Source organism: Pseudomonas sp. NPDC089406 (assembly GCF_044900265.1).
GTDB lineage: Bacteria > Pseudomonadota > Gammaproteobacteria > Pseudomonadales > Pseudomonadaceae > Aquipseudomonas > Aquipseudomonas fakonensis.
This window is the reverse complement of record NZ_JBJDNC010000058.1, coordinates 1-22851: the sequence shown is the minus strand read 5'-3', so window position 1 is coordinate 22851 and position 22851 is coordinate 1. Positions and strand designations below refer to the sequence as shown.

Sequence of the window (22851 nt, the reverse complement as noted above, 5' to 3'; positions counted from 1 at the left end):
CCGGCTATGCCGGTGTTCGCGGGTAAACCCGCTCCCACAAGATTGCGCGATGCCAGAATCAAGCGCTGTACCTGTAGGAGCCGGCTTGCCGGCGATGAGGCCGGCTCAGGCAGCACAAGACAGTTGCTCCCACAGGGATCGCGCCAGCTTTTAGCAACTGAGCAAGACAGTTGCTCCTGCAAGGTCCGTGGCACGCTGTCAGAACGTCATCTCCACCCCCACCAGCACGCCATTGGCCCGCTCATACAGGTTGCCGCCCAGCGCCTGCTGGTATTCGGCGCGCACCTTCAACGAACCACGGTAGGCGTTGTAGCGGTCGTCGTCGAACCACCATTGCCAACGCACACCAACGCCGGCGCGGGCATCCTGGCGCCAGTCGTTGCTCGGGTCCTGGCTGGAAAACTCGACAAAACCATAGGGCATCAGGGTTTGCGGCGAGCTGCCGGGCAGCTTCCAGGCATGCCCCTGCTGGTAGCGCGACAGCCAGGCGTGGTCGCCAGCACGGGTCCACCAGGCGGCGTCCAGGTACAGGAAGCGCTCGTTCCATTGATCTTCGTCGACGCGCCAGTCATTGCGCCAGTCGCCCTGGTCCAGGAACGAGGCGGTGGCGCGCAGCAGCAGGTCGTTGCTCGATTCGGCGTGGTGGCGCAGGTCGCCCCAGTTGCCGCCGACCTTGCCCGGGCTGAGCAGCTCGCCCAGGCGCAGGCCGCTGTAGTGCTCGCTGTCGACCTGGCGCTGGTGATACAGCTCGGCGTACAGGTTGAGGTTGGCCTGGCCCAGCGGCTTGTAGCGCAGGCCCACGCCGGTGCCCATGCTTTGCGCGTAGTCGCTGCGGCTTTGGCCACCGAACAGCACCCGGCCATACACCGACAGGGTGCTGCCGTTGCGGCTGGGCTCTTCACCCAATGCATGGTCCCACATCGCCAACTGCACGTTCTGCGACTGCGCCCGGCGCGAGCTGCCGCTGCGCGTGCCGTTGTCGAGGAAGCGGTCGTTGGTGGAAGTGCCGGCCGGCGACCAGGTGCTGGCCAGGGTCACGCTGTCGCGGCGTGACAGGGTTTCGTGGGCGCGGCGCTGGCGGTACTTGCGCGCTTGCAGACTGCCGTATTCGTCGCGCTCGTCTGCCAGGCCCTGTTCCACGTCGAGCACCCGGCGCAGCTCGCGGCGGGCGGCGGCGCTGTCTTCGGCTTCGTCGTAACGCAGCGCCAGGGTTTCGCCCAGGCGGTAGTTGTCCGGGAAGTCCTCGGTGGCGCGCTGCAGATAGGGGATCGAACGCAGGCGTTCGGCCTTGTCGGCGGAGCTGGCCAGGCGCATGCCGTAGTCGGCGCGGTAGCGGGGCTGATCGGGCGCCAGGCGCACCGCCTCGGCCAGCCAGGCACTGCTCTGGGCAGGCTCGCCGGCCAGCTGCGCGGTGTTGGCGGCGGCGTAGTAGTGCTCGGCGCGCGGGTTGTGGCGCAGGGCTTCACGCTGATAGGCCAGGGCCTGGGCAGCGTCGCGGCGGGCTTGAGCGATGGCCGCACCCAGTGCCCAGTCGTCGGCGCTCTGGTGCGCGGTGGCGTTCCAGTGGCGCAGGGCGATGTCGGGCTCGCCGGCATTCAGTGCGCCACGGGCGGCCGTGAGGCGGGCATTGGCGGTCCAGGCACTGGCCGGCAGGTTGTTCCACACCGCCAAGGCGGCCCGGGAATCGCCTGCTGCTTCCAGCGCGTAGGCCAGGGGCAGGCGGCTGGTGTTGTCGCCCAGGCCCACGGCGCCCTGGTACCAGGTTGCCGCTTCAGCGGGCCTGGCGGGCATGGCGCAGCGGCCAAGGGCGCGATACTGGCCCGCTTCGTTGGGCTTGCCAGGGATCGCCCGGCGCACCGTGTCGCACTGGCCGGCCTCGGCCAGGCGGCCGAGCAGTTGCGCGCGGGTGGCCGGGTCCACCCGGGGGATCAGCGCGAGCATGCGCTGGTCGGCCATGGGGCTGTCGTTTTGGGCATAGAGGTTGCCCAGGCGTTGCAGCAAGGAGGGAGTCAGGCGGCCCTGGTGGCGATCGTAGGCCTGCTCCAGCAGTTGCCGGGCGCGGTCGGGCTGGCCTTGCTCGATCAGCAGGTAGGTGGCTTGCTCCAAGGCTGCAAGGTCGCCGGTCTGCCGGTAGCGCTGCTGCCACTGCGCCGCCGTGCGCGGTGGCGCCGGGTCGCCGTACAGACGCTGCCTGAGCACCGCGTAGGCGCGGGCGTCTTCGCCCGGCTGGCACTGGCTGAACTGTTGCCGGGCCAGGTCCGGGGCTTTGCGTGACAGCCAGTCGACGGTCTGCAGGCATGGCTGGCCCAACTCGTTGCTCAGGCGCTGCACCAGCTGCACATCGTCGCCCTGGCGGGCCAGTTCCCACAGCTGCTGGCGTTGGCCGGGCTGTTGCTGCTGCTCGGCAGGCAGGCTTTGCAACCAGTGTTCGGCCTGGCGGTTGTGGCCCAGGGCGATCGCCCGCTGGGCCATGGACAGGCGCGCCTGCTCGGCGTCCCGGGGTGAGGGTGCGCTGGGCAACAGTCGTTGCAGGCCCGCCTCATCTGCCTGTTGCACGTAGGCGGTGGCCAGGCGTCGCCAGTCCTCGGCGGGCAGTTGGCCCTGGTCGGCCAAAGGTTGCAGCTGTTCGATGGTCTCGCCCCAGTTGCGCAGCTGTTCGGCCAGGTTGCCACGGGCCAGGCGCAGCACTTGGCCGTCGTCGCGCGGCGGCAACTGGTTAAGCCAGTCCAGGGCCCGGCGTGCCCCGCCGAAGCGCGCCAAGCTCAGGCTGTAGGCCTGCCACAGGCGCACCCGCTGGCTTGCCTGGCTGGCGGCCAGCCAACCCTCGACCTGGCTGGCCGGTGGCGGGTCCTGCTCGATCCAGGCCAGGCGCAGCTCCAGCAGGGCGTCGGCGTGTTCGGGGTTGTCGCCCAGGGTTTCGGCGATGGCCTCGGCCTCCTTGTAGCGGCGCTGGTGGGCCAGGGCCTCGACTAACAGCTTGCGCGCCTCGTCGTTGTTCGGTACCCGCTCAAGTACATGGCGGGTCAGGCGTTCCACCTCGGCCCAGTTGTTCTGTTGCGCTTCGCGGTAGCCGCGCTCCATGAACGGGTAGCTGGTAAAGCGCTGGAAGCCGGTCATCGGCGCGCTCGGCGCCGCCAGGGCTGCGCCGCACAGCAGCAGGCTGGCGACACTCAGGGTCAGGCGCGGCGTCATGCCACCTCCCGGGTCAGGTCATAGGCGGCCTGCTGTTCGCTGGCCTGCTCGGCGAGGGCCTGTTGCAGCACTTCTTCGCTGATGATGCCGCGGGCGATCAGGTGCTCGCCCAGGCTTTGCTGCTCGGGGTCGAAGTCGATCAGCGCCTGGTTGAACAGTTGCACCGGCACCATGCCGCGTACCTGCAGCAGCGCACCGAGCATCACCTGGTGGGTGCACACCCGCTCCAGCAGCTCGGCGTCGTCCTGGTGGCGCTCCAGCACGTGCAGCATCTGCCGGGTTTCGGGCTTTTGCCAGGGGCTCGGGTAGTGGTAGCGCAAACCTAGGGTAACCCGGCCCTGGGGCGCCAGTTGCACCCGCACCGGGCGCTTGAGCTGGCGGCTGATAACCCCCAGCGACACCTGGCTGACGGCGGTTTCGCTGGCCAGCACCAGGGTGTCGCCTTCTTCGGCCACCGGCAGCACGCCATAGTGGGTGGCCAGTTTGCGCGGCAGCTTGGTGATCAGCGCGGGGGCGAGCTTGAACGGGTTCAACGGGGCCCAGGGCAGGTCGAGCTGTTCGGCCAGGGCCTCGGCCAGCTGTTGGCTGTTCAGCCAGCCGCGCAGCAGCAGTTCGCGGCCCAGGCGCCGGCGCACCGGGTTGGTGACCGCCTGTTGCAGTTGGGCTTCGCTGATCAGGCCCTTTGCCACCAGGCGGCTGCCCAGCGGGGTGCGCGCCGGGGCGCTGATGGCGGGGAACTCGTGGGTGGTCTTGTCCCAGGCCACGCGCCGCGAATCGCCCATCTGCATGACCTGGCGCAAGGCGCGCAGGTTGGCGAAGAAGTTGACGAAGTTGCTCCACATCATCCGCGGGGCCGACAGCAGGCCTTCGAAGATGCCGTAGTAGCGGGTGACGAACCAGGCGCGCTGGAACAGGCGGTTGACCAGCAGCAGACCGTTGAGCCACAGCAGCACGCTGAGCAGCGTGCTGTCGCCGAGAATCGACATGAAACGCCAGCTGTCCGGGGCGATTGCCGTGACCAGCCACATGGCCAGCAGCACCAGCAGCAACAGGTTGACCAAAAAGCTCAGCAGGTAGGCGAACAAGCCGCGCCGGTCGCGCCAGAGAAAGTAGTTGAGCGCCCCGGTGCGGCTCCAGCCAAGGTTGCTGGTGCCCTGGAACACGATGCCGACGATCCACCGCGACTTCTGCCGAATGGCATGCTGCCAGTCCCGCGGGAAGTGCTCGCGCACGCAGATCACCTGGGCAAATTCGCGGCTCATGCCGGGGCGCCAGTCGCGCGCCAGGGCCAGGGCCGGGTCGGTGATGGAGTAGCGGGCGAAGATGCACTTCATGCCTTTTTGCTTGAGGCGAAAACCGATGTCGTAGTCTTCGGTCAGTGATTGCACGTCGAAGGCGATGCCGTCGCCGTCCTCGAGCAGGGCGCTGATCGCCCGGCGGCTGAAGCAGGTACCCACACCGGCGCTGGGTACCTGGCCGGTGAGGGCCTCGCGGACGATGACGTCCTTGCCGTGGTTTTCGGCGAACTCGTCCACGTAGTGCCCGGCGGTAAAACCCTGCCACTGTGGTGCATAGGGGTACACCGGGATCTGGATCATGTCCTTGGCCGGCAGCAGGTAGTTGAACAGGCGCAGCTCCATGGGCGAGATGACATCTTCGGCGTCATGCAGGATGAACCCTGCGAACTCGATGCCGGCGTCCTTTTGAAAACGCAGGATGGCGTCGATCACGTTGTTCAGGCAGTCGGCCTTGCTGGTGGGGCCGGGGCGGGCGCAAACCACCTTGTGCACGTTGGGGTAGTGCAGGCATACCGCGTCGACGTCGGCCTGGGTTTGCGGGTCGTTGGGGTAGGTGCCGACGAAGATCTGGTAGTTCTCGTAGTCGAGGGTGGAGGCGGCCAGGCGCGCCATCTCGCCGACCACGCCCACTTCGTTCCAGGCCGGGACCATGATCGCCAGGGGCTTTTCTGCGGCACCAAACAGCAGCTTTTCGTCGGCCCGCTCGTACTTGTCGTACACCCGCAGCCTGCGGTAGAGCTTGCGCAGCCAGTAGACGATGTCGATGAACAGGTCGTCCAGGCCCAGCAAAAACATCAGGATGGCCAGCACGATCGCCAGCAGTTTCAGGCCATACAGCACATAGGTGATGAAATCGATGAAGGCCAGGCTCATGGGTTGGCCTGCGCGGCGGCCTGCTCGGCGAACCAGCGGGTCAGGCGCTCGGCGATGCGTTCGCTGGCGTGGCCGTCACCGAACGGGGTGAACACCCGCGCCATGCGCGCATAGGCCGCCGGGTCGTCGAGCAGCTCGCTGGCCTGCTCGACGATGCGCGTGGTGTCGGTGCCCACCAGCTTGACCGTACCGCCTTTGAGCACCGCCGGGCGCTCGGTGACCTTGCGCAGCACCAGCACCGGCTTGCCCAGGGCAGGGGCTTCTTCCTGCACGCCGCCGGAGTCGGTGAGGATCAGGCAGGCGCGGTTCATCAGCCAGACGAAGTGCGGGTAGTCCTGGGGCGGCACCAGGTGCACGTTGTCGCGCCCCGACAGCACGCCATACACCGCCTGTTGCACCACTGGGTTGAGGTGCACCGGGTAGACGAACTGTACCTGCGGGTAGCGTTCGGCGAGCAGCGCCAGGGCCTTGCAGATGCGCTCGAAACCGGGGCCGAAGTTCTCCCGGCGGTGGCCGGTCACCAGCACCATGCGCCGCTCGCCGCGCAGCACGTTCAACGGTGATTCGGCGGCGGGCTGCCAGTGCTGTTCGGCCAGGTGGTCGCGCATCCACAGCAGGGCGTCGATCACCGTGTTGCCGGTGACTTCGATGTGCTCCGGCGGCACGCCTTCGCGGATCAGGTTGGCGTCGGAGTCGCGGGTGGGGGTGAAGTGCAGGTCGGCCAGCACCCCGGTCAGGCGCCGGTTGGCTTCCTCGGGCCAGGGCTGCTGCAGGTTGCCGGTGCGCAGCCCGGCTTCGACATGGCCGATGGGGATGTGCCGCTGGAAGGCGGCCAGGCTTGCGATGAAGCTGGTGGTGGTGTCGCCGTGCACCAGCACGATTTCAGGGCGGACCTGCTCGTAGGCCTGGTCGAGTTTGTCCAGCAGGTCGCGGGCCAGCCCGTTGAGGGTCTGGTTCTGGGTCATCACCTGCAGATCCTGGTCGACTGCCAGGCCAAAGGCGGTGAGCACCTGCTGGAGCATTTCGCGGTGCTGGCCGGTGGAGCAGATATGCAGGTCGACCCCGGGCCAGGCACGCAGTACGCGGGCTAGTGGGGCCATCTTGATGGCCTCGGGGCGGGTGCCGAATACCATCATGACGGTATGGGCCATGGTGAATTTCCTCGTTCGATTCCCTGGACGAAGTCGCCGACAAGTGCCGCATGCAGATCAAAGATACAAGCAGCCGATTGTCGGGTTGTCCAACCTGCTGGGCAGAGACCACAACCCCTGTAGGAGCGGCCTTGTGTCGCGAAAGGGGCGCGCAGCGGCCCCGGGATCTCGGCTTCATGCAAAATTGCCGGGGCTGCTACGCAGCCCTTTCGCGACACAAGGCCGCTCCTACAGGGGCGCGCAACAAGGCCACTTCGGCCTTTCGCTTGGCGCGCGCTTCGCGTAATTTTGCAGGCCGTTCAATCATGGAGCTGCACATGCAAGGCAAGGCCCGCAAGGTCGTCCAGGCCATCCTCTACGAAACCATCGCCGTGGCCTGCGTGGCACCGGCCCTGGAGCTGGCGTTCGGCGCCGGCATGGGGCAGTCGACGGTGCTGTCGATACTGATGTCGGCCATCGCCATGACTTGGAACATGGCCTTCAACTGGGCCTTCGAGCGCTGGGAGGCGCGCCAGCAGCAGCGCAGCCGCACCTTCCTGCGCCGCCTGCTGCACGCGCTGGGCTTCGAGGGCGGGCTGGTGCTGATTTTGCTGCCGCTGGTAGCCGGGTGGCTGGGGATCAGCCTGTGGGCAGCGCTGGTCACCAACCTTGCGCTGTTCGTGTTCTTCTTCGTCTACGCCTTCGTGTTCCAGTGGGGCTTCGACAAGGTGTTCGATGTGCCGCTGTCGGCGCAGCAAGCCGGTAAAGGGTGTTGACTTCCTACAAGAGCGCAGGATAACTTCCCGGCCTATGAACACATTCCCGCACGCCAACGTCGCCATTATTATTACCGCCATTATCGGTTTGGCGGGCTAGCGCTTACGTGCACCGAACCCGCCCTGGAGGCGGGTTTCTTCTCTCTGACTCCTGGGCAAAACGACGAAAACCAGGAGTCATCGATGACCAGTCTGAGCCACCCGCGTACCGCCACCACGCCCCAGCAACTGCTGTCCGAGCAGGTGCGGCGCATTTTGTCTGCGCCGGTGTACGACCTGGCCATCGAAACCCCGCTGCAGCCGGCCCCGGCGCTGTCTGCCGCGCTTGGCAACCCGGTGCTGCTCAAGCGCGAAGACCTGCAACCGACCTTCTCGTTCAAGATCCGCGGTGCCTACACCCGCCTGTCGCGGCTGAGCAGCGCCCAGCGCGAGCGCGGGGTAATCACCGCCTCTGCCGGCAACCACGCACAGGGTGTCGCCCTGGCGGCGCGGCACTTAGGTATCTGCGCCACCATCGTCATGCCCACCACCACGCCGTCGCTCAAGGTCGAGGGCGTGCGTTCGCGTGGCGGCAACGTGGTGCTGCACGGCGAGAGCTTCCCCCATGCCCTGGCCCATGCGCTGGCCCTGGCCGACCGCGACGGCGCCACGTTCGTGCCGCCTTACGACGACCCGGACGTGATCTCGGGGCAGGGCACCGTGGCCATGGAAATCCTGCGCCAGCACCCAGGCCCGCTGCACGCGATCTTCGTGCCGGTGGGTGGCGGCGGCCTGGTGGCCGGCATCGCAGCCTACGTGAAGTACCTGCGCCCCGAGGTGAAGGTGATCGGCGTCGAGCCCGAGGACTCCAACTGCCTGCAGGCCGCCATGGCTGCCGGTGAGCGGGTGATCCTGCCGCAGGTCGGCACTTTCGCCGACGGCGTGGCGGTGGCGCAGGTCGGCGCGCATTGCTTCGAGCTGTGTCGGCATTTTGTCGACGAGGTGATCACCGTCAGCAGTGACGAGCTGTGCGCGGCGATCAAGGACATCTACGACGACACCCGCTCGATCACCGAGCCGTCCGGCGCACTGGCGGTGGCCGGGATCAAGAAGTACGTGGCCCGCGAGGGCGTGCAGGGCCAGGCCATGGTGGCCATCGATTCCGGTGCCAACGTCAACTTCGACCGCCTGCGCCATGTGGCCGAGCGCGCCGAGCTGGGCGAGCAGCGCGAGGCGATCATCGCGGTGACCATCCCCGAGCAGCCGGGCAGCTTTCGCGCCTTCTGCCAGGCCCTGGGCAAGCGCCAGATCACCGAGTTCAACTACCGCTACTACCCGGGCAAGGAGGCGCGGCTGTTCGTCGGTGTGCAGACCCACCCGCAGCACGACCCGCGCGGCCGGCTGCTGGCCAGCCTGGGCGAGCAGGGCTACCAGGTGCTGGACCTGACCGACAACGAGCTGGCCAAGCTGCATGTGCGCCATACCGTGGGCGGGCATGCAGCGCCGGGGGCCAACGAGCGGGTGCTGCGCTTCGAGTTCCCCGAGCGCCCTGGCGCGCTGCTGGGCTTCCTCGAACGGTTGGGCAAGCGTTGGAACATCAGCCTGTTCCATTACCGCAACCATGGCGCGGCCGAGGCGCGGGTGTTCGCCGCGCTGGAGGTGCCGGACGACGAGCTGGCCGGGCTGCCCCAGGCGCTGCAAGCGATGGGCTACCGCTACTGGGACGAAACCGACAACCCGGCCTACCGCCTGTTCCTGGGCTGACACGCACCCTGTAGGAGCCGGCTTGCCGGCGATGAGGCCTGGCCTGGAGTGTAAAGGCTGCTGGCCCTATCGCCGGCAAGCCGGCTCCTACAGGTACGGCGTTTGGCCCGGCCCCTGTTGCCCGCAGGTAGGTTGTCCTGGATCAATGCCCCGCAGCCATTTGCGGCACATCCTCGAAGGCATACCGACAGCCTGAGAGGACCCGCCCATGAGCAGCACTTTCTTCATTCCCGCCGTGAACATCATGGGCATCGACTGCCTGGACGAGGCGATGACGGCGATTGCCGGCTATGGCTTGCGCAAGGCGTTGATCGTCACCGACCAGGGCCTGGCCCGGGCCGGGGTGGCCGAGCGCATCGCCGGCTTGCTGGCTATGCGCGATATCGACTCGGTGGTGTTCGACGGCGCCAAGCCCAACCCGAGCATCGCCAACGTCGAAGCGGGCCTGGCCTTGCTCAAGGCGCACCGGTGCGACTGCGTGGTCTCGCTGGGTGGCGGCTCGCCCCATGACTGCGCCAAGGGCATCGCCCTGTGCGCCACCAATGGCGGGCATATCAGCGACTACGAGGGCGTCGACCGTTCGGCCAAGCCGCAACTGCCGCTGATTGCCATCAACACCACCGCCGGCACCGCCAGCGAGATGACCCGCTTCTGCATCATCACCGACGAGGCGCGCCACGTGAAAATGGCCATCGTCGACCGCAACGTCACGCCGATCCTGTCGGTCAACGACCCGGCGCTGATGGTGGGCATGCCCAAGTCGCTGACCGCCGCTACCGGCATGGACGCCCTGACCCACGCCATCGAAGCCTATGTTTCGACCGCCGCCACGCCGATTACCGACGCCTGCGCGCTCAAGGCCATCAGCCTGATCAGTGCCAACCTGCGCCAGGCGGTGGCCGACGGCAACGACCTGCAGGCGCGGGAGAACATGGCCTATGCGCAGTTCCTTGCCGGCATGGCGTTCAACAATGCCTCGCTGGGTTACGTGCACGCCATGGCCCACCAGCTGGGCGGTTACTACGACTTGCCCCACGGGGTGTGCAACGCGGTGCTGCTGCCCCATGTGCAGCGCTTCAATGCCCGGGTCAGCGCGGCGCGCCTGCGCGATGTGGCCAAGGCCATGGGCGTGAAGGTGTGCGCGCTGGATGCCGAGCAGGGCGCCGGGGCGGCGATTTCGGCGATCGAGCATCTGGCGGTGGCGGTGGGCATTCCGGCAGGGTTGGCCGAGCTTGGGGCCAAGGTTGAAGACGTGCCGGTGCTGGCGGCCAATGCACTCAAAGACGCCTGCGGCCTGACCAATCCGCGGGTGGCCAGCCAGGCGGAGATCGAGGCAATTTTCAAGGCTGCGTTCTGAGGCCGGCTTCTTTAGAACAAATTACAACTCATTGAGTTAACGAAGATCGTGTGGGAGCGGCTTCAGCCGCGAACACCGGCGAAGCCGGTGCCATCTACCGCGGCGCCTGCTTCGCGGCTAAAGCCGCTCCCACAGGGACTGCATAAGCTTCACTGTAGGAGCCGGCTTGCCGGCGATGAGGCCAGCTCAGGCAGCACAAGACTGTTGCTCCCACAGGAATCGCGCCGGCTTTCAACGCTCACGCATGAAGAACCCGGCCACATACTTGCGGAAGGTTTCCAGGCTCTTGAAGTCGGCGTAGCGCTTGAAGTTCTCGGTTTCAGGCTCCGGCCCGATCGGCTGCTCCAGCAGCGACACCGACAGCACGCGGTCACCGTCGGAGGTGAGCACCAGTTCGTCCATCACCTGGCCCCCGATCACCGGGCGGCGCATCAGCACCTTCACGCCCTTGCCGGCCATCCAGTCGATCAGTGACACCAGCGCCTTGAGCGGTTCTCGCTCCTCGTCGCGGTACACCGGGAACAGGTGCGCGCGCGACAGCACCGGCACGCTGGCGACATGGATCAGTTCATAGAAGTGGCTGCCGGCGGTGGCCGGCGAGTACAGCGCCAGGGCCAGCAAGGGGCCTGCGGTGCGGTTGCCGCCCCAGTACTGGTGGTGGCCCTGGAAGTCGAAACCGTCGTCGCCGCGGGCGGTCAGCACCTTGCGCCCCTTGACCTGCTCGATGCAGTCGAGCAAAAGGCCGTGGCGGCGGTGGTTGCCGAACACCGTGGCGTCGCGCAGGCGGGACTTGAGCATCATCATGTGCTTCATGTCCAGGCGGGTTTCCAGGTAGTTGCTGGCCGGCACCCGCTCCAGCAGCGGGTAGCGGCCGGCCACGCCGCGCAGTTCGGCAAACTGGGCGGTGAGGTCCTTTTTCAGGTGGGTGGCGTAGACATTCAGCCCGCTGGCCTCGATCCAGGTCAGCAGCAGCGACAGCAGGCGCTGCTGGTCGCGGCGCTCGCCAGGGTCGCGGCTGCCCGTGGCGGCGGTTTCGCCTTCATTGGCGCGGCGGTAGTCGCCAATCAGCCGCAGCGGCGCATCGGGGGCCAGCCATGCGGCGGGTTGCGCAACCTCGCTGCTGCGCTCGCCGGCTTCGCGTTCATCCTTGCTGAACGGGCAGCCCGGGGCGTGTTCGGGGGTTTCGGGGTTGTTGCGCAGGAACAGCGTGCCGGTATTGCCGTTGAGCGAGATATTCAGCACCGGCAAGGCATCCTTGCGGCAATCACAGGCCAGCCACTGGTTGGCGCCGCGCACTTTCATCAGCCATTGGTTGGCCTGCAGCAGGCGCGGGCCGGCCAGGGCGCCGGTGGCGAAGGCGGCCAGCAGTTCTTCCTCGGCCGGCGTCAGGCTGCGCACCTGCACGCCGGATTTTTCGATGATACGCATTGAGAAGCAGCTCCAAGCTACGAGCTGCAAGCTTCAAGCAAAGCGCGGCGGCTTTCAACCTTGCTCAGCTGCCGGCGAACATCTTCGCGGCGCGGGCGCGGATTTCGTCCGGGCTCAGGTCCTCCTTGTGGGTGGAGACGAACCACAGGTTGTTGAACGGGTCCTTCAGGGTGCCGCTGCGGTCGCCGTAGAACTGGTCCTTCGGCTCGCTGACCTGGGTGGCGCCGGCGGCGAGGGCCTGGGCGTAGACCTTGTCACAGTCCGCGACGTACAGGTGCAGGCCGACGGCGGGGTGCTCGATGCTCTGGCTGGCCTTGAGGCTGCCTTCCATGTCGCAAGGGTCGCCGAGCATCAACGAGGAGTCGCCGATCCTCAATTCTGCGTGGCCGACGCGCCCGTCAGGGCCCTCGAGGCGGAACATTTCCGTGGCGCCGAAGGCTTTCTTGTAGAACTCGATGGCCTGGGCGGCATCGCGGATGCCCAGGTAGGGGGTAATGCTGTGCTGGCCTTCGGGGATGGGTTTGGCTGACATGTCGGTTTCTCCGATTCACGGGTGGGGCTGCTTGGTGAATCAGAGTCGTTCAGGCGCCGGGAAAATCGACGCAGGCGTTAGAACGATTGCCTATATGGGCACGCTTTGGCTGCGCTTTGAGCGGCATCCCGGCCCTACTGCGCATGAACCTTTCATGACAAAACTTCGGTAGCAAAGCGCCACCTCCGTCAAGCCAAGGACACGGACGAAGCGTCTGCCCAGCGGGGCCACGACGCCTCGCAGGAGCAGGCCGGGGAGTGGGGCGATGGGATCTATGGAACGCTACAGCAAAGTAGGCATGCAGGAGCTCGACCAGCGCCTGGCGAAAATCGTCGAGGCCGCGCGCAAGCAGCCCGTCTCGGTGTACCGCTATGGTGCCCCCTGGGTGTGGATCGTCTCCCAGGAAGACTGGCAGGGTGCCCTGCGCGAAGTGGCCAGTTGCGTGCCCCCGGGGCATTCACTGGCACTGCTGCGCCCACGCATCGAGGAGCTGTTGCGCGAGCACCAGGGGCCCCTGGCGCAGCTTGCCGAACAGCAGGGCATGACCATCGCCCCGCACACCCTCATGCACGTACTGCTGCTGCAGCTGCTGTATTCGGTACCCAGCGAAAAGCAGCTTTACGAGCAACTCAACTACAACCTGCTGTTCCGCTGGTTCGTCGGCCTGGAGCTCAAGTCGCGGTTGTGGAACTTCAGCCTGTTCAGCCACGACCTCGGTGTGCTGCTGGGCAGCGCCATGGCGGTTTCGCTGCTGCAGCGCATGGTCGATGAAGTGCTCAACGCCAGCCTGCAGGCCATGCCCGAGTTCAGCCTCAACCTGGCCTTGTTGCACAGCTGGCTGGCGCGGCACCCAGGGCAGGCCACGCCTGACCACCACCAGTAACCAAACAACAACCAAACGAATTCCTGGCTCTTCAAGGGGGCGGTGTGGAGCATTTGTTCAAGCGATGCGGCATAGGCGCAGGGGTACTGCTGTGCCTGCTGTCGGCCACGGTGGCCGCGGACGAGGCGGCGGGTACGCCCGAGCGCCGGGTCGAAATCAGCGAATACGTGGTGCGCGGCAACAGCGTACTCGACGCCCAGGCCATCGAAGAGGCCGTATACCCGTACCTGGGCCCCGACAAGACCCTGGCCGACCTCGAAGGCGCCCGTGAAGCGCTGCAAAAGAGCTACCAGGACCGTGGCTACCAGTCGGTATATGTCGAGCTGCCCGAGCAGAAGGTCGAAGGCGGGGTGGTCTACCTGCAAGTGACCGAGACCAAGGTCGGCCGGGTGCGGGTGGTGGGTGCCAAGCACTACTCGCCGCTGGAGATTCGCGAGCAGGTGCCGGCGCTTCAGGAGGGCAAGGTGCCCGACTTCGAGCAGGTGCAGCAGGAGCTGGCAAGCCTCAACCGCACGGACAACCGCCAGGTCGTACCGGTGGTGCGCGAAGGCCGCAGGCCCGGGACCATGGACGTTGACCTGCAGGTGGAAGACAAGCAGCCCTGGACCCTGACCCTGGGCCTGAACAACGAGCACAGCGCCGACACCGAGTCGCTGCGCAGCAGCGTGAGCCTGGGCTACAACAACCTCTGGCAGGCCGGCCACAGCGCCTCGCTGACCTGGGACACCGCCCCCGAGAACCGCGACAACTCCGAAGTATGGTCAGTGGCCTACGTCGCGCCGCTGAATGAACGCTGGACCTTGCAGTTCAGCGGTTATCAGTCCGACAGCGACGTCGGCACCGTGGGCGGCACCAACGTGCTGGGCAAGGGCCACTCCTATGGCGTGACTGCCATCTACAACCTGCCGGGCGTCGGTGCCTGGGCCCAGTCGCTGTCGATGGGCGTGGACGTGAAGAGCTTCGACGAGAAGGTCTTGTTCGGCATGACCGACGACGAGGCGCCGCTCAAGTACGTGCCGTTCACCCTGGGCTACAGCGGCTACCGCTACACCGAGCACGACCAGCTCAGCCTCGGCCTGAGCCTGGTGGTCAATACCCGCAGGATTTTTGGCTACGGCAGCGACGATGTCGACTTTGCCTACAAGCGCTACCTCGCCGACCCCAGCTTCGCCGTGCTCAAGGGCGATGGCGAATACAGCTTCGATTTTGCCGGCAGTTGGCAGAGCGCGTCGAAACTGGCCTTCCAGTTGGCTACCGGGCCACTGGTTTCCAACGAACAGATCACCGCCGGCGGGGTTGGCACCGTGCGCGGCTACCTGAGCGCCGAGCAAAGCGGTGACGACGGCGTGGTGCTGGCCCAGGAGCTGCGCACGCCGTCGCTGGGCCGCTACGTGGGCAGCTACATCAAGGACTGGCGCTTCTACGCCTTCGCCGAAGGTGCCCACCTGCGCCTGCAGGACCCGCTGCCCGAACAGCAGGACAACTTCACCCTGGCCAGTGTCGGCATCGGCACCCGCGCCACGCTCAACCACTGGCTGTCCGGCACCCTGGACTGGGCCGTGCCGCTCAAAGACGGCCCCGAAACCAAGAAGAACGACCCCCGTGTGCACTTCAGCGTGCAGGCCACCTTTTAACCCTGGAGACCTCCCATGCAACGCCTGATATTGACCCTGCTGATCTGCCTGGGCTTCGCCCTGCCAGGCAGCGCCAGTGCCTGGTGGCAGGACGACTGGATGTACCGCAAGCAGATCGCCGTCGACACCACCCCGCAGGGTGCCGGCCTGACCCAGGCGCTGGGCCGCACCGCGCTGCTGGTGCGCCTGCACACCGGCAACTTCACCTTTGACGGGGTCAGTGACAGCGGGGCAGACATCCGCTTTGTCAGCGCCGACGACAAGACCGTGCTCAACCACCACATCGAGCAGTTCGACCCGCTGATGGGCATGGCGCTGATCTGGGTGGACGTGCCGCGCATCGAGCCCGGCCAGCGCCAGGACCTGTGGATGTACTACGGCAACCCCAAGGCCCAGGCCGCCGGCGGCCAGCCGAGCTTTGACGCCGACTACACCGCGCTGTATCACTTCGATGGCGCCGCGCCCCATGACGCCAGCCCCTACGGCAACGCGCTGCAGGGCCAGGCGGTGGGCGTGGACGGGGTGATCGGCCGGGCCATCCAGCTTGGCGGTCAGCCGCTGCAACTGCCGGCCAGTGCCTCGCTGCAGCTGCCAGCCGGTGGCGCGTTCACCTTCAGCACCTGGCTGCGCCAGGACCAGGCGGTGGGCGAGCAACTGCTGCTGGCTCGCCGCGAGGGCGGCCACAGCCTGCTGCTGGGCCTGGCCCAGGGCGTGCCCTTCGTCGAGGTCGACGGCCAGCGCGCCGCCGCCACGCAGCCTGTGGCTGCCGGGCAGTGGCAACACCTGGCGTTGATCGGCGAGGGCGGCGCCTTGAGTGTGCTGCTCGAAGGCCAGCCGGTCGCGCGGTTGGCGGCCAGCCCGGCGGCCTTCAGTGGTGCCGTGGGCATTGCCGGCGACCTGCCATCGACCGAGAACGAGCCGGCCAGCAGCTACGCGCCGTTCGTGGGGGCGCTGGACGAGTTGCGCATCTCCCGCGTGGCCCGCAGCCAGGCCAGCCTGCAGGCTGACGTGCTGGCCCAGGGCGCCGAGTCGCGGCTGGTGGTTTATGGCGTTGACGAAGAGCAATCGGGCTTCGGTTTCGGCGGCCTGGGCTTCTTGCTCAAGGCGGTACCGATCGATGCCTGGGTAATCATCGCCGTGCTGGTGCTGATGATGGTGCAGTCGTGGGTCATCATGCTGCGCAAGCAGCGCACCCTGAACCGCGTCAGCGCCGCCAACGGGCTGTTCCGCGAGCAGTTCGCCACGGTTGGCACGCGCCTTGAGCAGTTTGCCGACAACCCCGACCTGCATCAGCGCCTGGGGGATTCGCCGCTGTGGCGCCTGTACCTGGTGGCAGTGCAGGAAATCCGCACCCGCCGCGCCCAGGGCGCCGACACCACGGTGGTTTCGGCCGCCACCATCGAGGCCATCCGCTGCTCCATGGATGGCGTGCGCACCCGTGAAAACCAGGCGCTGTCGTCCAAGCTCTCGACCCTGTCCAACGCCATTGCCGGCGGCCCGTACATCGGTCTGCTGGGCACCGTGCTGGGCATCATGGTGGTGTTCCTCGGCACGGCCATGGCCGGGGACGTCAACATCAACGCCATCGCCCCGGGCATGGCCGCGGCGCTGCTGGCCACCGCCATGGGCCTGTTCGTCGCCATCCCGGCGCTGTTCGGCTACAACCGCCTGACCACCCGCAACCGCGAGGTGGGCGCCGACATGCGCGTGTTCGTCGATGAGTTCATCACCCGCCTGGCCGAGCTGCATGGCGAGGGCCAGGCCGGCGAGGCCACGCAGCGCCAGGCCGGGCGCAACCTCAACCCGTCAGTTCCGGCGTGAGGGCGCAGCCATGGCATCCGTGAACAACGCCCATGACGACGACGCCGACGCCGCAGTCGACAGCATCAACATCACCCCGCTGGTGGATGTGCTCATGGTGGTGCTGGTGATGTTCATCCTCACCGCCACCGCGCAGGTTTCGGGCATCCAGGTGCAGTTGCCCAAGGCCAGTGCCTCGGTGTCGCTGGCCCAGCCCAAGACCAAGGCCATCTCCATCAACGACGCAGGCCAGGTGTTCCTCGACGCCTACCCGGTGACCCTGCAGGAGCTGGAGGACCGCCTGCGCAGCGAAAAAGCCCGCAACCCGGACTTCCCGCTGATTGTGCGCGGCGATGCCGGGGTGCAGTACCAGAAAGTGGTCGAGGTGCTCGATCTGCTGCGCCGCCTTGAACTGGCCCAGGTCGGGCTGGTCACCGGCAAGCCGAACCAGGGGTGAGCATGCATAGCACAACCAACCCCCGCCGGCTGTTGACCTGGGCCGTGCTCGCTGTAGCCGGCGTCGGCCTGGCCTGGCTGCTGTGGCAGTGGGCCAACGACATGGCCGGGGTGCGCCGCGAGGCGCCCAAGGTGCCGGCGATCATTCCGCTGCCACCGCCGCCGCCGCCACCTCCGGAGCCACCGAAAGAGCCTGAACCGCCGGTGGAAGAGAAAATCGCCGAGCCTGAGCCGGAGCCCATCCCGGAGGCCGAAGACATCAAACCGGCCGAAGACGCCCCGGACCCGGCCCAGGACCTGGCCGACCCGATGCAGATGGACGGCGATGCGCAGTCCGGCAGCGACAGCTTCAACGTCGGTGCCGGCAAGGGCGGCGGCATGGCTGGCGGTGGCGGCGGCGGGTTCGGCAAGGGCACCTACGGCCAGTACCTGGGCTCGGCGTTCCAGCGTGTGCTGCGCGAGACCCCCGAACTGCGCGACCTGAGCTTCAGGGCGCAAGCCAACGTGTGGCTGAGCACCAGCGGCGAGATCACCCGCGTGGAGCTGGCCAGCAGCAGTGGCGACCCCGACACCGACGCCAAGCTGCTGGCCGCCCTGCGCGGTGCCGGGGTGCTGGACCAGCGCCCACCTGCCGGCCTGACGCTGCCGGTGAAGATCGGCCTGCAGGGGCGCCGCGGATGAACAACGAAGCACGACTGACCAACAGGAGTTGCACAACCATGAAGTGCCCAGTGAACCGATTGACCCTGGCGCTCGGCCTGCTGGCCGTGGCCGCGGTCGGTCCGGCCGTCGCGCAGCCCGCCCCGTCGGAGAACGCGACCGTCAACCTGATCCGCCTGCTGGTGGAGCAGGGCGTGCTCAAGCAGGACAAGGCCGACGCGCTGATCGCCCAGGCCGAACGCGAGGCCCGCGAAGCCCGCGCCGCCAGCAGCGCAGCGCCGATCGTGGCGCAGGCCCCGGCGGCCAACGGCGAGGTGCGCGTGCAGTACGTGCCGGCCATCGTCCGCCAGCAGATCCGCGACGAAATCAAGGCCGAGGTGATGAACACCGCCAAGCAGGAAAACTGGGCCGCGCCCAACAGTTTCCCCGACTGGGCCTCGCGCATCAGCTTCGACGGCGACCTGCGCCTGCGCGGCGAGTCGCGCTACTACGCCGACGGCAACAGCAACGAGATCGTCGACTTCGCCAAGCTCAACGACAGGGGCCCGTACGACGTCAACCCCAACAGCAGCTCGAGCCTGCCGCCCTTGCTCAATACCCGCGAGGATCGCGACAACATCCTGCGCCTGCGCGCCCGCTTCGGCCTCAAGGCGCAGTTGGCGGACAACTGGATGGCGGGTATTCGCATCGCCACCGGCGGCAACGACAACCCGGTATCGACCACCCAGAACCTGGGCGGTGGCTTTGGCAAGAAAGACATCTGGCTCGACCAGGGCTATGTCAGCTGGCGCCCCAGCGAGCGCCTGACCCTGACCGGCGGGCGTATCGCCAACCCGTTCATGTCCACCGACATCCTGTATTCCCACGACCTCAATTTTGACGGTGTGGCGGCGATCTTCGACCACCCGGTGAACCGCGACCTGAGCCTGTTCGGCACCCTGGGCGCATTCCCAGTGCAATACAGCGACGATTCGGCCACCAGCAACGGCTTCGACAAGGAAAGCAGCGAGAACAAGTGGCTGTATGGCGCGCAGCTGGGTGCCAAGTTCGCGCTCAACGACCACAACCGCATCAAGGGCGCGGCGGCCTACTACCGCTTCGACGACATCGCCGGCGAGCGCTCCAGCCCCTGCGCGCCGTGGGATGGTCAACCGGGTTGCGACAGCGACGAAACCCGCCCGACCTTCATGCAGAAGGGCAACACCCTGTTCCTGTTGCGCGACATCACCCCGGACCCGGCTAACCCTGCGAACACGCCGCAGCCACAGTTCGTCGGCATTGCCTCGGAGTTCGAGCTGCTCGACCTGAACCTGCAGTGGGACACCGACCTGCCTAGCGACTTCAAGCTGCGCAGCCAGGTCAACTACGTGCACAACCTGGCCTACGACGAAGGCCAGATGCGCAAGCGCGCCGCCGGCCAACTGGCCAACAACGTCGATGTCGACGGCAACATCCAGAGCGGCGCCGATGCCTGGATGTTCCAGTTCACCCTGGGCAATGCCCTGGAGATGCGCAAGGCAGGCGACTGGAACCTGTTCGCCGGCTACAAGCGCATCGAGCCTGACGCCTTGCCGGACGGCTTCAACGATTCGAGCTTCCACCTCGGCGGCACCAACGCCAAGGGCTATTTCCTCGGTGGCAACTACGGCCTGGCCGAGAACGTCTACGCTACAGCACGGTGGTTGAGCAGCGAGGCAGTCTACGGCGCGCCGTTCGACATCGACGTGATGCAGCTTGAAGTCAACACACGGTTCTAGGGAAGGAGCACGGGCATGAACAAGGGAGCCTATCGCCGCCACTGCACCTGGCTGATGCTGGCCCTGGGCGCGAGCCTGGCGGCCTCGGCCTCGGCCGACACCCTCGAGGAACGCCTGCGCACCCAGTTGCGCAGCACCACGCAACAACTGCAGGCACTGCAGAGCGAGCAGGCCCAGGCCAGCGTCGCGCGCCAGGCTGCCGAGCAACAGCGCGACGCCGCCCAGGGCCAGGTACGCGAGCTCACCGCGCAACTGACCAAGGCCCGCCAGCAGGGCGAGCAACTGGCCGGCCAGCAGCAGGCCGTGCACAGCCAGGCCCAGGCGCTGGTGGCCAGCAGCAACGAGCAATTGCACAAGTACAAGCAGGCCTACGACGAGCTGCTGGGCATGGCCCGGGCCAAGGAAAGCGAGCGTGCCCGCCTGCAGGCGCAACTGGCCGAGCGCGACGGCCAGGTGCAGCAGTGCCAGGCACGCAACGAGCAGATGTACGGGGTGGCCAGGGAGATGCTCAGCGCCTACGAAAAAGTCGACATCGCCGACATCGTCAAGCTGCGCCAGCCCTTCGCCGGTAGCGCTCGGGTCAAGTTCGAAGAGCTCGCCCAGGCCTACGGCGACAAGCTCTATGACAGCCAGTTCGACGCCCCGGCGGGCGTCAGCCAGTAACTGAAAACCGATCATCAACACAAGGAAGAAGCACATGACCGAAGTCACCCTGATCGAAACCGTGAGCGCCGACTCCCTGACCACGTTGCTGCAGGACGCCGGCTACCGGGTCAACCGCACCGAGCAAAATGCCGTGGTGCAGTTGCTCAGTGCCAGCCAGGGCGTGGGTTTTGCCGTGCGTTTTGGTAACCGTGCCACGGACAAGGAGGGCGAGTTCCTCGACTTCACCTTCAGCTGCGCGCTGCGCATCCAGGGCGAGCTGCCGGCGGGCCTTGCCGAGCGCTGGAACGCCAGCCGGCGCTTTGCCCGCCTGTCGGTGCAGGGCGAGTTCCTGGTGATGGAAATGGACGTGGTGGTGGCCGATGGCGTCAGCCACAAGCACCTGCTGGGCAACCTGCTGCTGTGGGACCGCCTGTTGCAAGAGCTGATCGTCTACCTGCGCGACTTCAGCCGCAGCAGCGCCGAACAGGTACCGGCATCTGCTGATGCGGAAAGCGCCTCGTGACGGCGCGTACCTTCTGGGCCAGCGCCGGTGCGCTGGCGGTCATCGCGGTGGCAGTCGCCCTGGCCATGCGCCCGGGTGACGACCCGGTGGCGGCGGCGCGCCCGGCGCCTTCGGCCAGCGAGGTGGCGGTGGACAACGGCCCGGCGCTGGCCCGGCTGGGCGAGCAGCAGGTCGACAGCGGCGAGCTCAAAGCGCTGTTCGCGCAATTGCCCGAAGATGCCCGCAGCCGTCTGCGCAGTGATCGCCCGGCGCTGGAAAGCTGGATCCGCGCGCGCCTGGCCGAAAAAGCCCTGTATCAGCAGGCCGAGGCCCAGGGCTGGCTGCAACGGCCGGACATCCAGGCCCAGACCCGCGCCGCCACCGAGCAGATCGTGCTGCGTGACTACCTGAATTCGGTGAGCAAGGTACCCGACGGCTACCCCAGCGATGCCGAGCTGCAGCAAGCCTTCGATGCCGGCAAGGCCGGCTTGCAGTTGCCGGCGCGCTACCGCCTGAGCCAGATCTTCCTGCGGGTCGACAACCCCAAGGATGACGAGGCGGTGCGCAAACAGGCGCAGGCCCTGGCCAAGCAAGCCCAGGAAAAAGACGCCGACTTCGCCGCCCTGGCCCGCGACAATTCGCAGGACGAGGGCACTGCCGCCAAAGGCGGCGACACCGGGCTGCAAGCCTTGGCGCAGTTGCTGCCAGAGGTGCGCAGCGTGGTGCCCAGGCTCAAGGTGGGCAGTGTCAGCGAGCCGGTGCAGAGCGCGGCGGGCTGGCACATCATCAAGCTGGTCGAGGCGCAGCCGGCCCGCGCCGCCACGCTGGAGGAAGTGGCCCCGCGCCTGCGCCAGGTGCTGCGTGCCCAGCGTCAGGAGCAGGTGGCCAAGGCCTACGTCGAAGGGATGTTCGACAGCGCCACGCTGAGCATCGATGGTGCGGCGCTCAACCAGGTACTGGAAAGCGCCAGCCGCTGATACCGGTGATCACAACAAGGAAGAACCGGGCCTGCGCGTGGCGGCCCGGAGGAGGCGAAGGATGCCGATCGATCTGCCAAGGGGAGGCGCCTGCGAGGGCGCACTGGCCATGCTCCGCCCGCAGGTGCCGCTGGCGCTGGACGAGCAGACCCTGGACTGCTTCGTGGTGACTGCGCGCTGTGGCTGCTTCATGCAGGCGGCGCGGCGGCTGAACCTCAAGCCGGTGGCGCTGCGCAAGCGCCTGGCGGTGCTGGAAACTCGGCTGGGTTACAGCCTGTTCGTCAACCGCAACAACAACCCGGTGCTGAGCCAGCAGGGCGAGCGCTTGCTGGCCTTGCTGCAGGCACGCGAGCCGGACCTGCCGGAACCTGTGCGCCGCGAGGCCGGTGCGCCGGTGCGCCTGGCGGTGGCAGAGCCGCTGTTGCAGGACTTGCTGGGGCGCAATTTGATCAGTTTCGTGCGCCAGCACGCCGGCATGCGCCTGGACGTGCTGACGCTCAATGGCCGCCAGGTGCCGCTGCAGGAAGCGGACGTGGCGTTGTGGCTGGGCGGGCTGCAGCAGCCTGAAAGCCCGCCGGCGTTCGACGGGGCGCGGCCTGAGGCACTGGCGACCCTGGATTATCTGCCGCATATCGCCAAGCGCTATGCCCGCGAGGCCAACCGGCCCAGCTGCCTGGCGGACCTTGAGGATTACATGCTGGTGCAGTGGCAAGGGGAGGCGGGGGTGGCGGCGCTGATGCCCTGGCATGCGCTGTTGCAGGCGCGCGCCAGCGGGGTGACGCAGATTCAGGACTACGAGATGTACTGCCAACTGATCAAGTGCAGTGCCAGTGTGGGGTTGCTGGCGCATTACGCTTCGCGGCTGGACCGGGGGTTGTTGCCGTTGCCGGGGGTGTTTGCTGAGCCGATGCGGCGGCGGGTTTGGTTGGCGGTCAATCCGCGGACGGCGGGGGAGCCGTTGGTGCGGTTGATGGTTGGGGCGGTTCGGGCGGCGTTTGAGGAACGGAGGGAGTGGTTTGAGGGGGTGTGATTGTGGGGGGCTTGCGGTCGTCCCTACTTAAAGGTGTTCGCGTAAGGGCTGCCAGGTGTTCGCCGAAGATTTTACAGCGCCTGTCAGATCGAGCGCCGCCCGCGCGGCGCATCGCGACACAAGGCCGCTCCTACATCTGTTTCGGGCCAGTTATGCCTGTGAAAGTATCGGCGCCTGC

Annotated in this window: 18 protein-coding genes; 13 read left to right on the top strand and 5 right to left on the bottom strand. The window is 67.1% G+C overall.

Annotation, left to right across the window (positions count from 1 at the left end; translation table 11 throughout):
• Positions 1-198: 198 nt before the first annotated feature.
• Genes ACI2KK_RS26630 through wecB form a run of 3 tightly spaced genes read right to left on the bottom strand, consistent with a single transcriptional unit; the run spans position 199 to position 6514 of the window.
• Positions 199-3192, bottom strand: coding sequence for a phage receptor (locus tag ACI2KK_RS26630; protein WP_404671300.1), 2994 nt, complete (start codon positions 3190-3192; stop codon positions 199-201).
• Entirely contained in the window at positions 3189-5363 is a 2175-nt protein-coding gene (nrfB, locus tag ACI2KK_RS26625; protein WP_404671299.1) for a cyclic di-3',5'-guanylate-activated glycosyltransferase NrfB, read from the bottom strand. Before nrfB ends, ACI2KK_RS26630 begins: the two co-directional genes overlap by 4 nt.
• Positions 5360-6514, bottom strand: a complete 1155-nt coding sequence (gene wecB, locus ACI2KK_RS26620; RefSeq protein WP_404671298.1) for a non-hydrolyzing UDP-N-acetylglucosamine 2-epimerase — start codon at positions 6512-6514, stop codon at positions 5360-5362. The genes nrfB and wecB overlap by 4 nt, the downstream gene beginning before the upstream one ends.
• A 317-nt stretch (positions 6515-6831) precedes the next feature.
• Between wecB and ACI2KK_RS26615 the strand changes: the two genes are divergently transcribed.
• The 3 genes from ACI2KK_RS26615 to yiaY all read left to right on the top strand — a co-directional run bounded on the left by ACI2KK_RS26615 (position 6832) and on the right by yiaY (position 10369).
• Positions 6832-7269, top strand: a complete 438-nt coding sequence (locus ACI2KK_RS26615; RefSeq protein ID WP_404671297.1) for a PACE efflux transporter — start codon at positions 6832-6834, stop codon at positions 7267-7269.
• Positions 7270-7452: 183 nt separating this feature from the next.
• Positions 7453-9012, top strand: coding sequence for a threonine ammonia-lyase, biosynthetic (gene ilvA, locus ACI2KK_RS26610; protein ID WP_217843452.1), 1560 nt, complete (start codon positions 7453-7455; stop codon positions 9010-9012).
• 208 nt (positions 9013-9220) lie between these two features.
• Positions 9221-10369, top strand: coding sequence for an L-threonine dehydrogenase (yiaY, locus tag ACI2KK_RS26605; protein WP_404671296.1), 1149 nt, complete (start codon positions 9221-9223; stop codon positions 10367-10369).
• A 231-nt stretch (positions 10370-10600) separates the two neighbouring features.
• Here yiaY and ACI2KK_RS26600 read toward each other — a convergent pair whose 3' ends face one another.
• Together ACI2KK_RS26600 and ACI2KK_RS26595 are read right to left on the bottom strand one after the other, a co-directional pair.
• Entirely contained in the window at positions 10601-11797 is a 1197-nt protein-coding gene (locus ACI2KK_RS26600; protein ID WP_404671295.1) for a hypothetical protein, read from the bottom strand.
• Positions 11798-11861: 64 nt separating this feature from the next.
• Positions 11862-12329: a VOC family protein gene (locus ACI2KK_RS26595; RefSeq protein WP_404671294.1), complete on the bottom strand. Its 468-nt coding sequence runs from the start codon at positions 12327-12329 to the stop codon at positions 11862-11864.
• 274 nt (positions 12330-12603) lie between these two features.
• Here ACI2KK_RS26595 and ACI2KK_RS26590 point away from each other — a divergent pair, with 274 nt between their 5' ends.
• The 10 genes from ACI2KK_RS26590 to ACI2KK_RS26545 all read left to right on the top strand — a co-directional run bounded on the left by ACI2KK_RS26590 (position 12604) and on the right by ACI2KK_RS26545 (position 22673).
• Positions 12604-13212, top strand: coding sequence for a transposase (locus tag ACI2KK_RS26590; protein WP_404671293.1), 609 nt, complete (start codon positions 12604-12606; stop codon positions 13210-13212).
• Between the two features lie 44 nt (positions 13213-13256).
• Entirely contained in the window at positions 13257-14846 is a 1590-nt protein-coding gene (locus ACI2KK_RS26585; RefSeq protein ID WP_404671292.1) for a ShlB/FhaC/HecB family hemolysin secretion/activation protein, read from the top strand.
• A gap of 15 nt (positions 14847-14861) precedes the next feature.
• Complete coding sequence (locus tag ACI2KK_RS26580; protein WP_404671291.1) at positions 14862-16667, top strand: DUF2341 domain-containing protein; 1806 nt, start codon at positions 14862-14864, stop codon at positions 16665-16667.
• Positions 16668-16677: 10 nt separating this feature from the next.
• Positions 16678-17103, top strand: coding sequence for a biopolymer transporter ExbD (locus tag ACI2KK_RS26575; RefSeq protein WP_011534002.1), 426 nt, complete (start codon positions 16678-16680; stop codon positions 17101-17103).
• A gap of 2 nt (positions 17104-17105) precedes the next feature.
• A complete protein-coding gene (locus ACI2KK_RS26570) occupies positions 17106-17783 on the top strand; it encodes an energy transducer TonB (protein ID WP_404671290.1) in 678 nt (225 codons plus the stop codon).
• Between the two features lie 38 nt (positions 17784-17821).
• Complete coding sequence (locus tag ACI2KK_RS26565) at positions 17822-19519, top strand: putative porin (RefSeq protein WP_404671289.1); 1698 nt, start codon at positions 17822-17824, stop codon at positions 19517-19519.
• Between the two features lie 15 nt (positions 19520-19534).
• A complete protein-coding gene (locus tag ACI2KK_RS26560) occupies positions 19535-20182 on the top strand; it encodes a DNA repair protein (protein WP_404671288.1) in 648 nt (215 codons plus the stop codon).
• 34 nt (positions 20183-20216) lie between these two features.
• A complete protein-coding gene (locus tag ACI2KK_RS26555; RefSeq protein ID WP_404671287.1) occupies positions 20217-20687 on the top strand; it encodes a YbjN domain-containing protein in 471 nt (156 codons plus the stop codon).
• Positions 20688-20752: 65 nt separating this feature from the next.
• Positions 20753-21643, top strand: a complete 891-nt coding sequence (locus ACI2KK_RS26550) for a peptidylprolyl isomerase (RefSeq protein WP_404671307.1) — start codon at positions 20753-20755, stop codon at positions 21641-21643.
• A 61-nt stretch (positions 21644-21704) separates the two neighbouring features.
• Positions 21705-22673, top strand: coding sequence for a LysR family transcriptional regulator (locus ACI2KK_RS26545; RefSeq protein WP_404671286.1), 969 nt, complete (start codon positions 21705-21707; stop codon positions 22671-22673).
• The last annotated feature ends 178 nt before the right edge of the window (positions 22674-22851 follow it).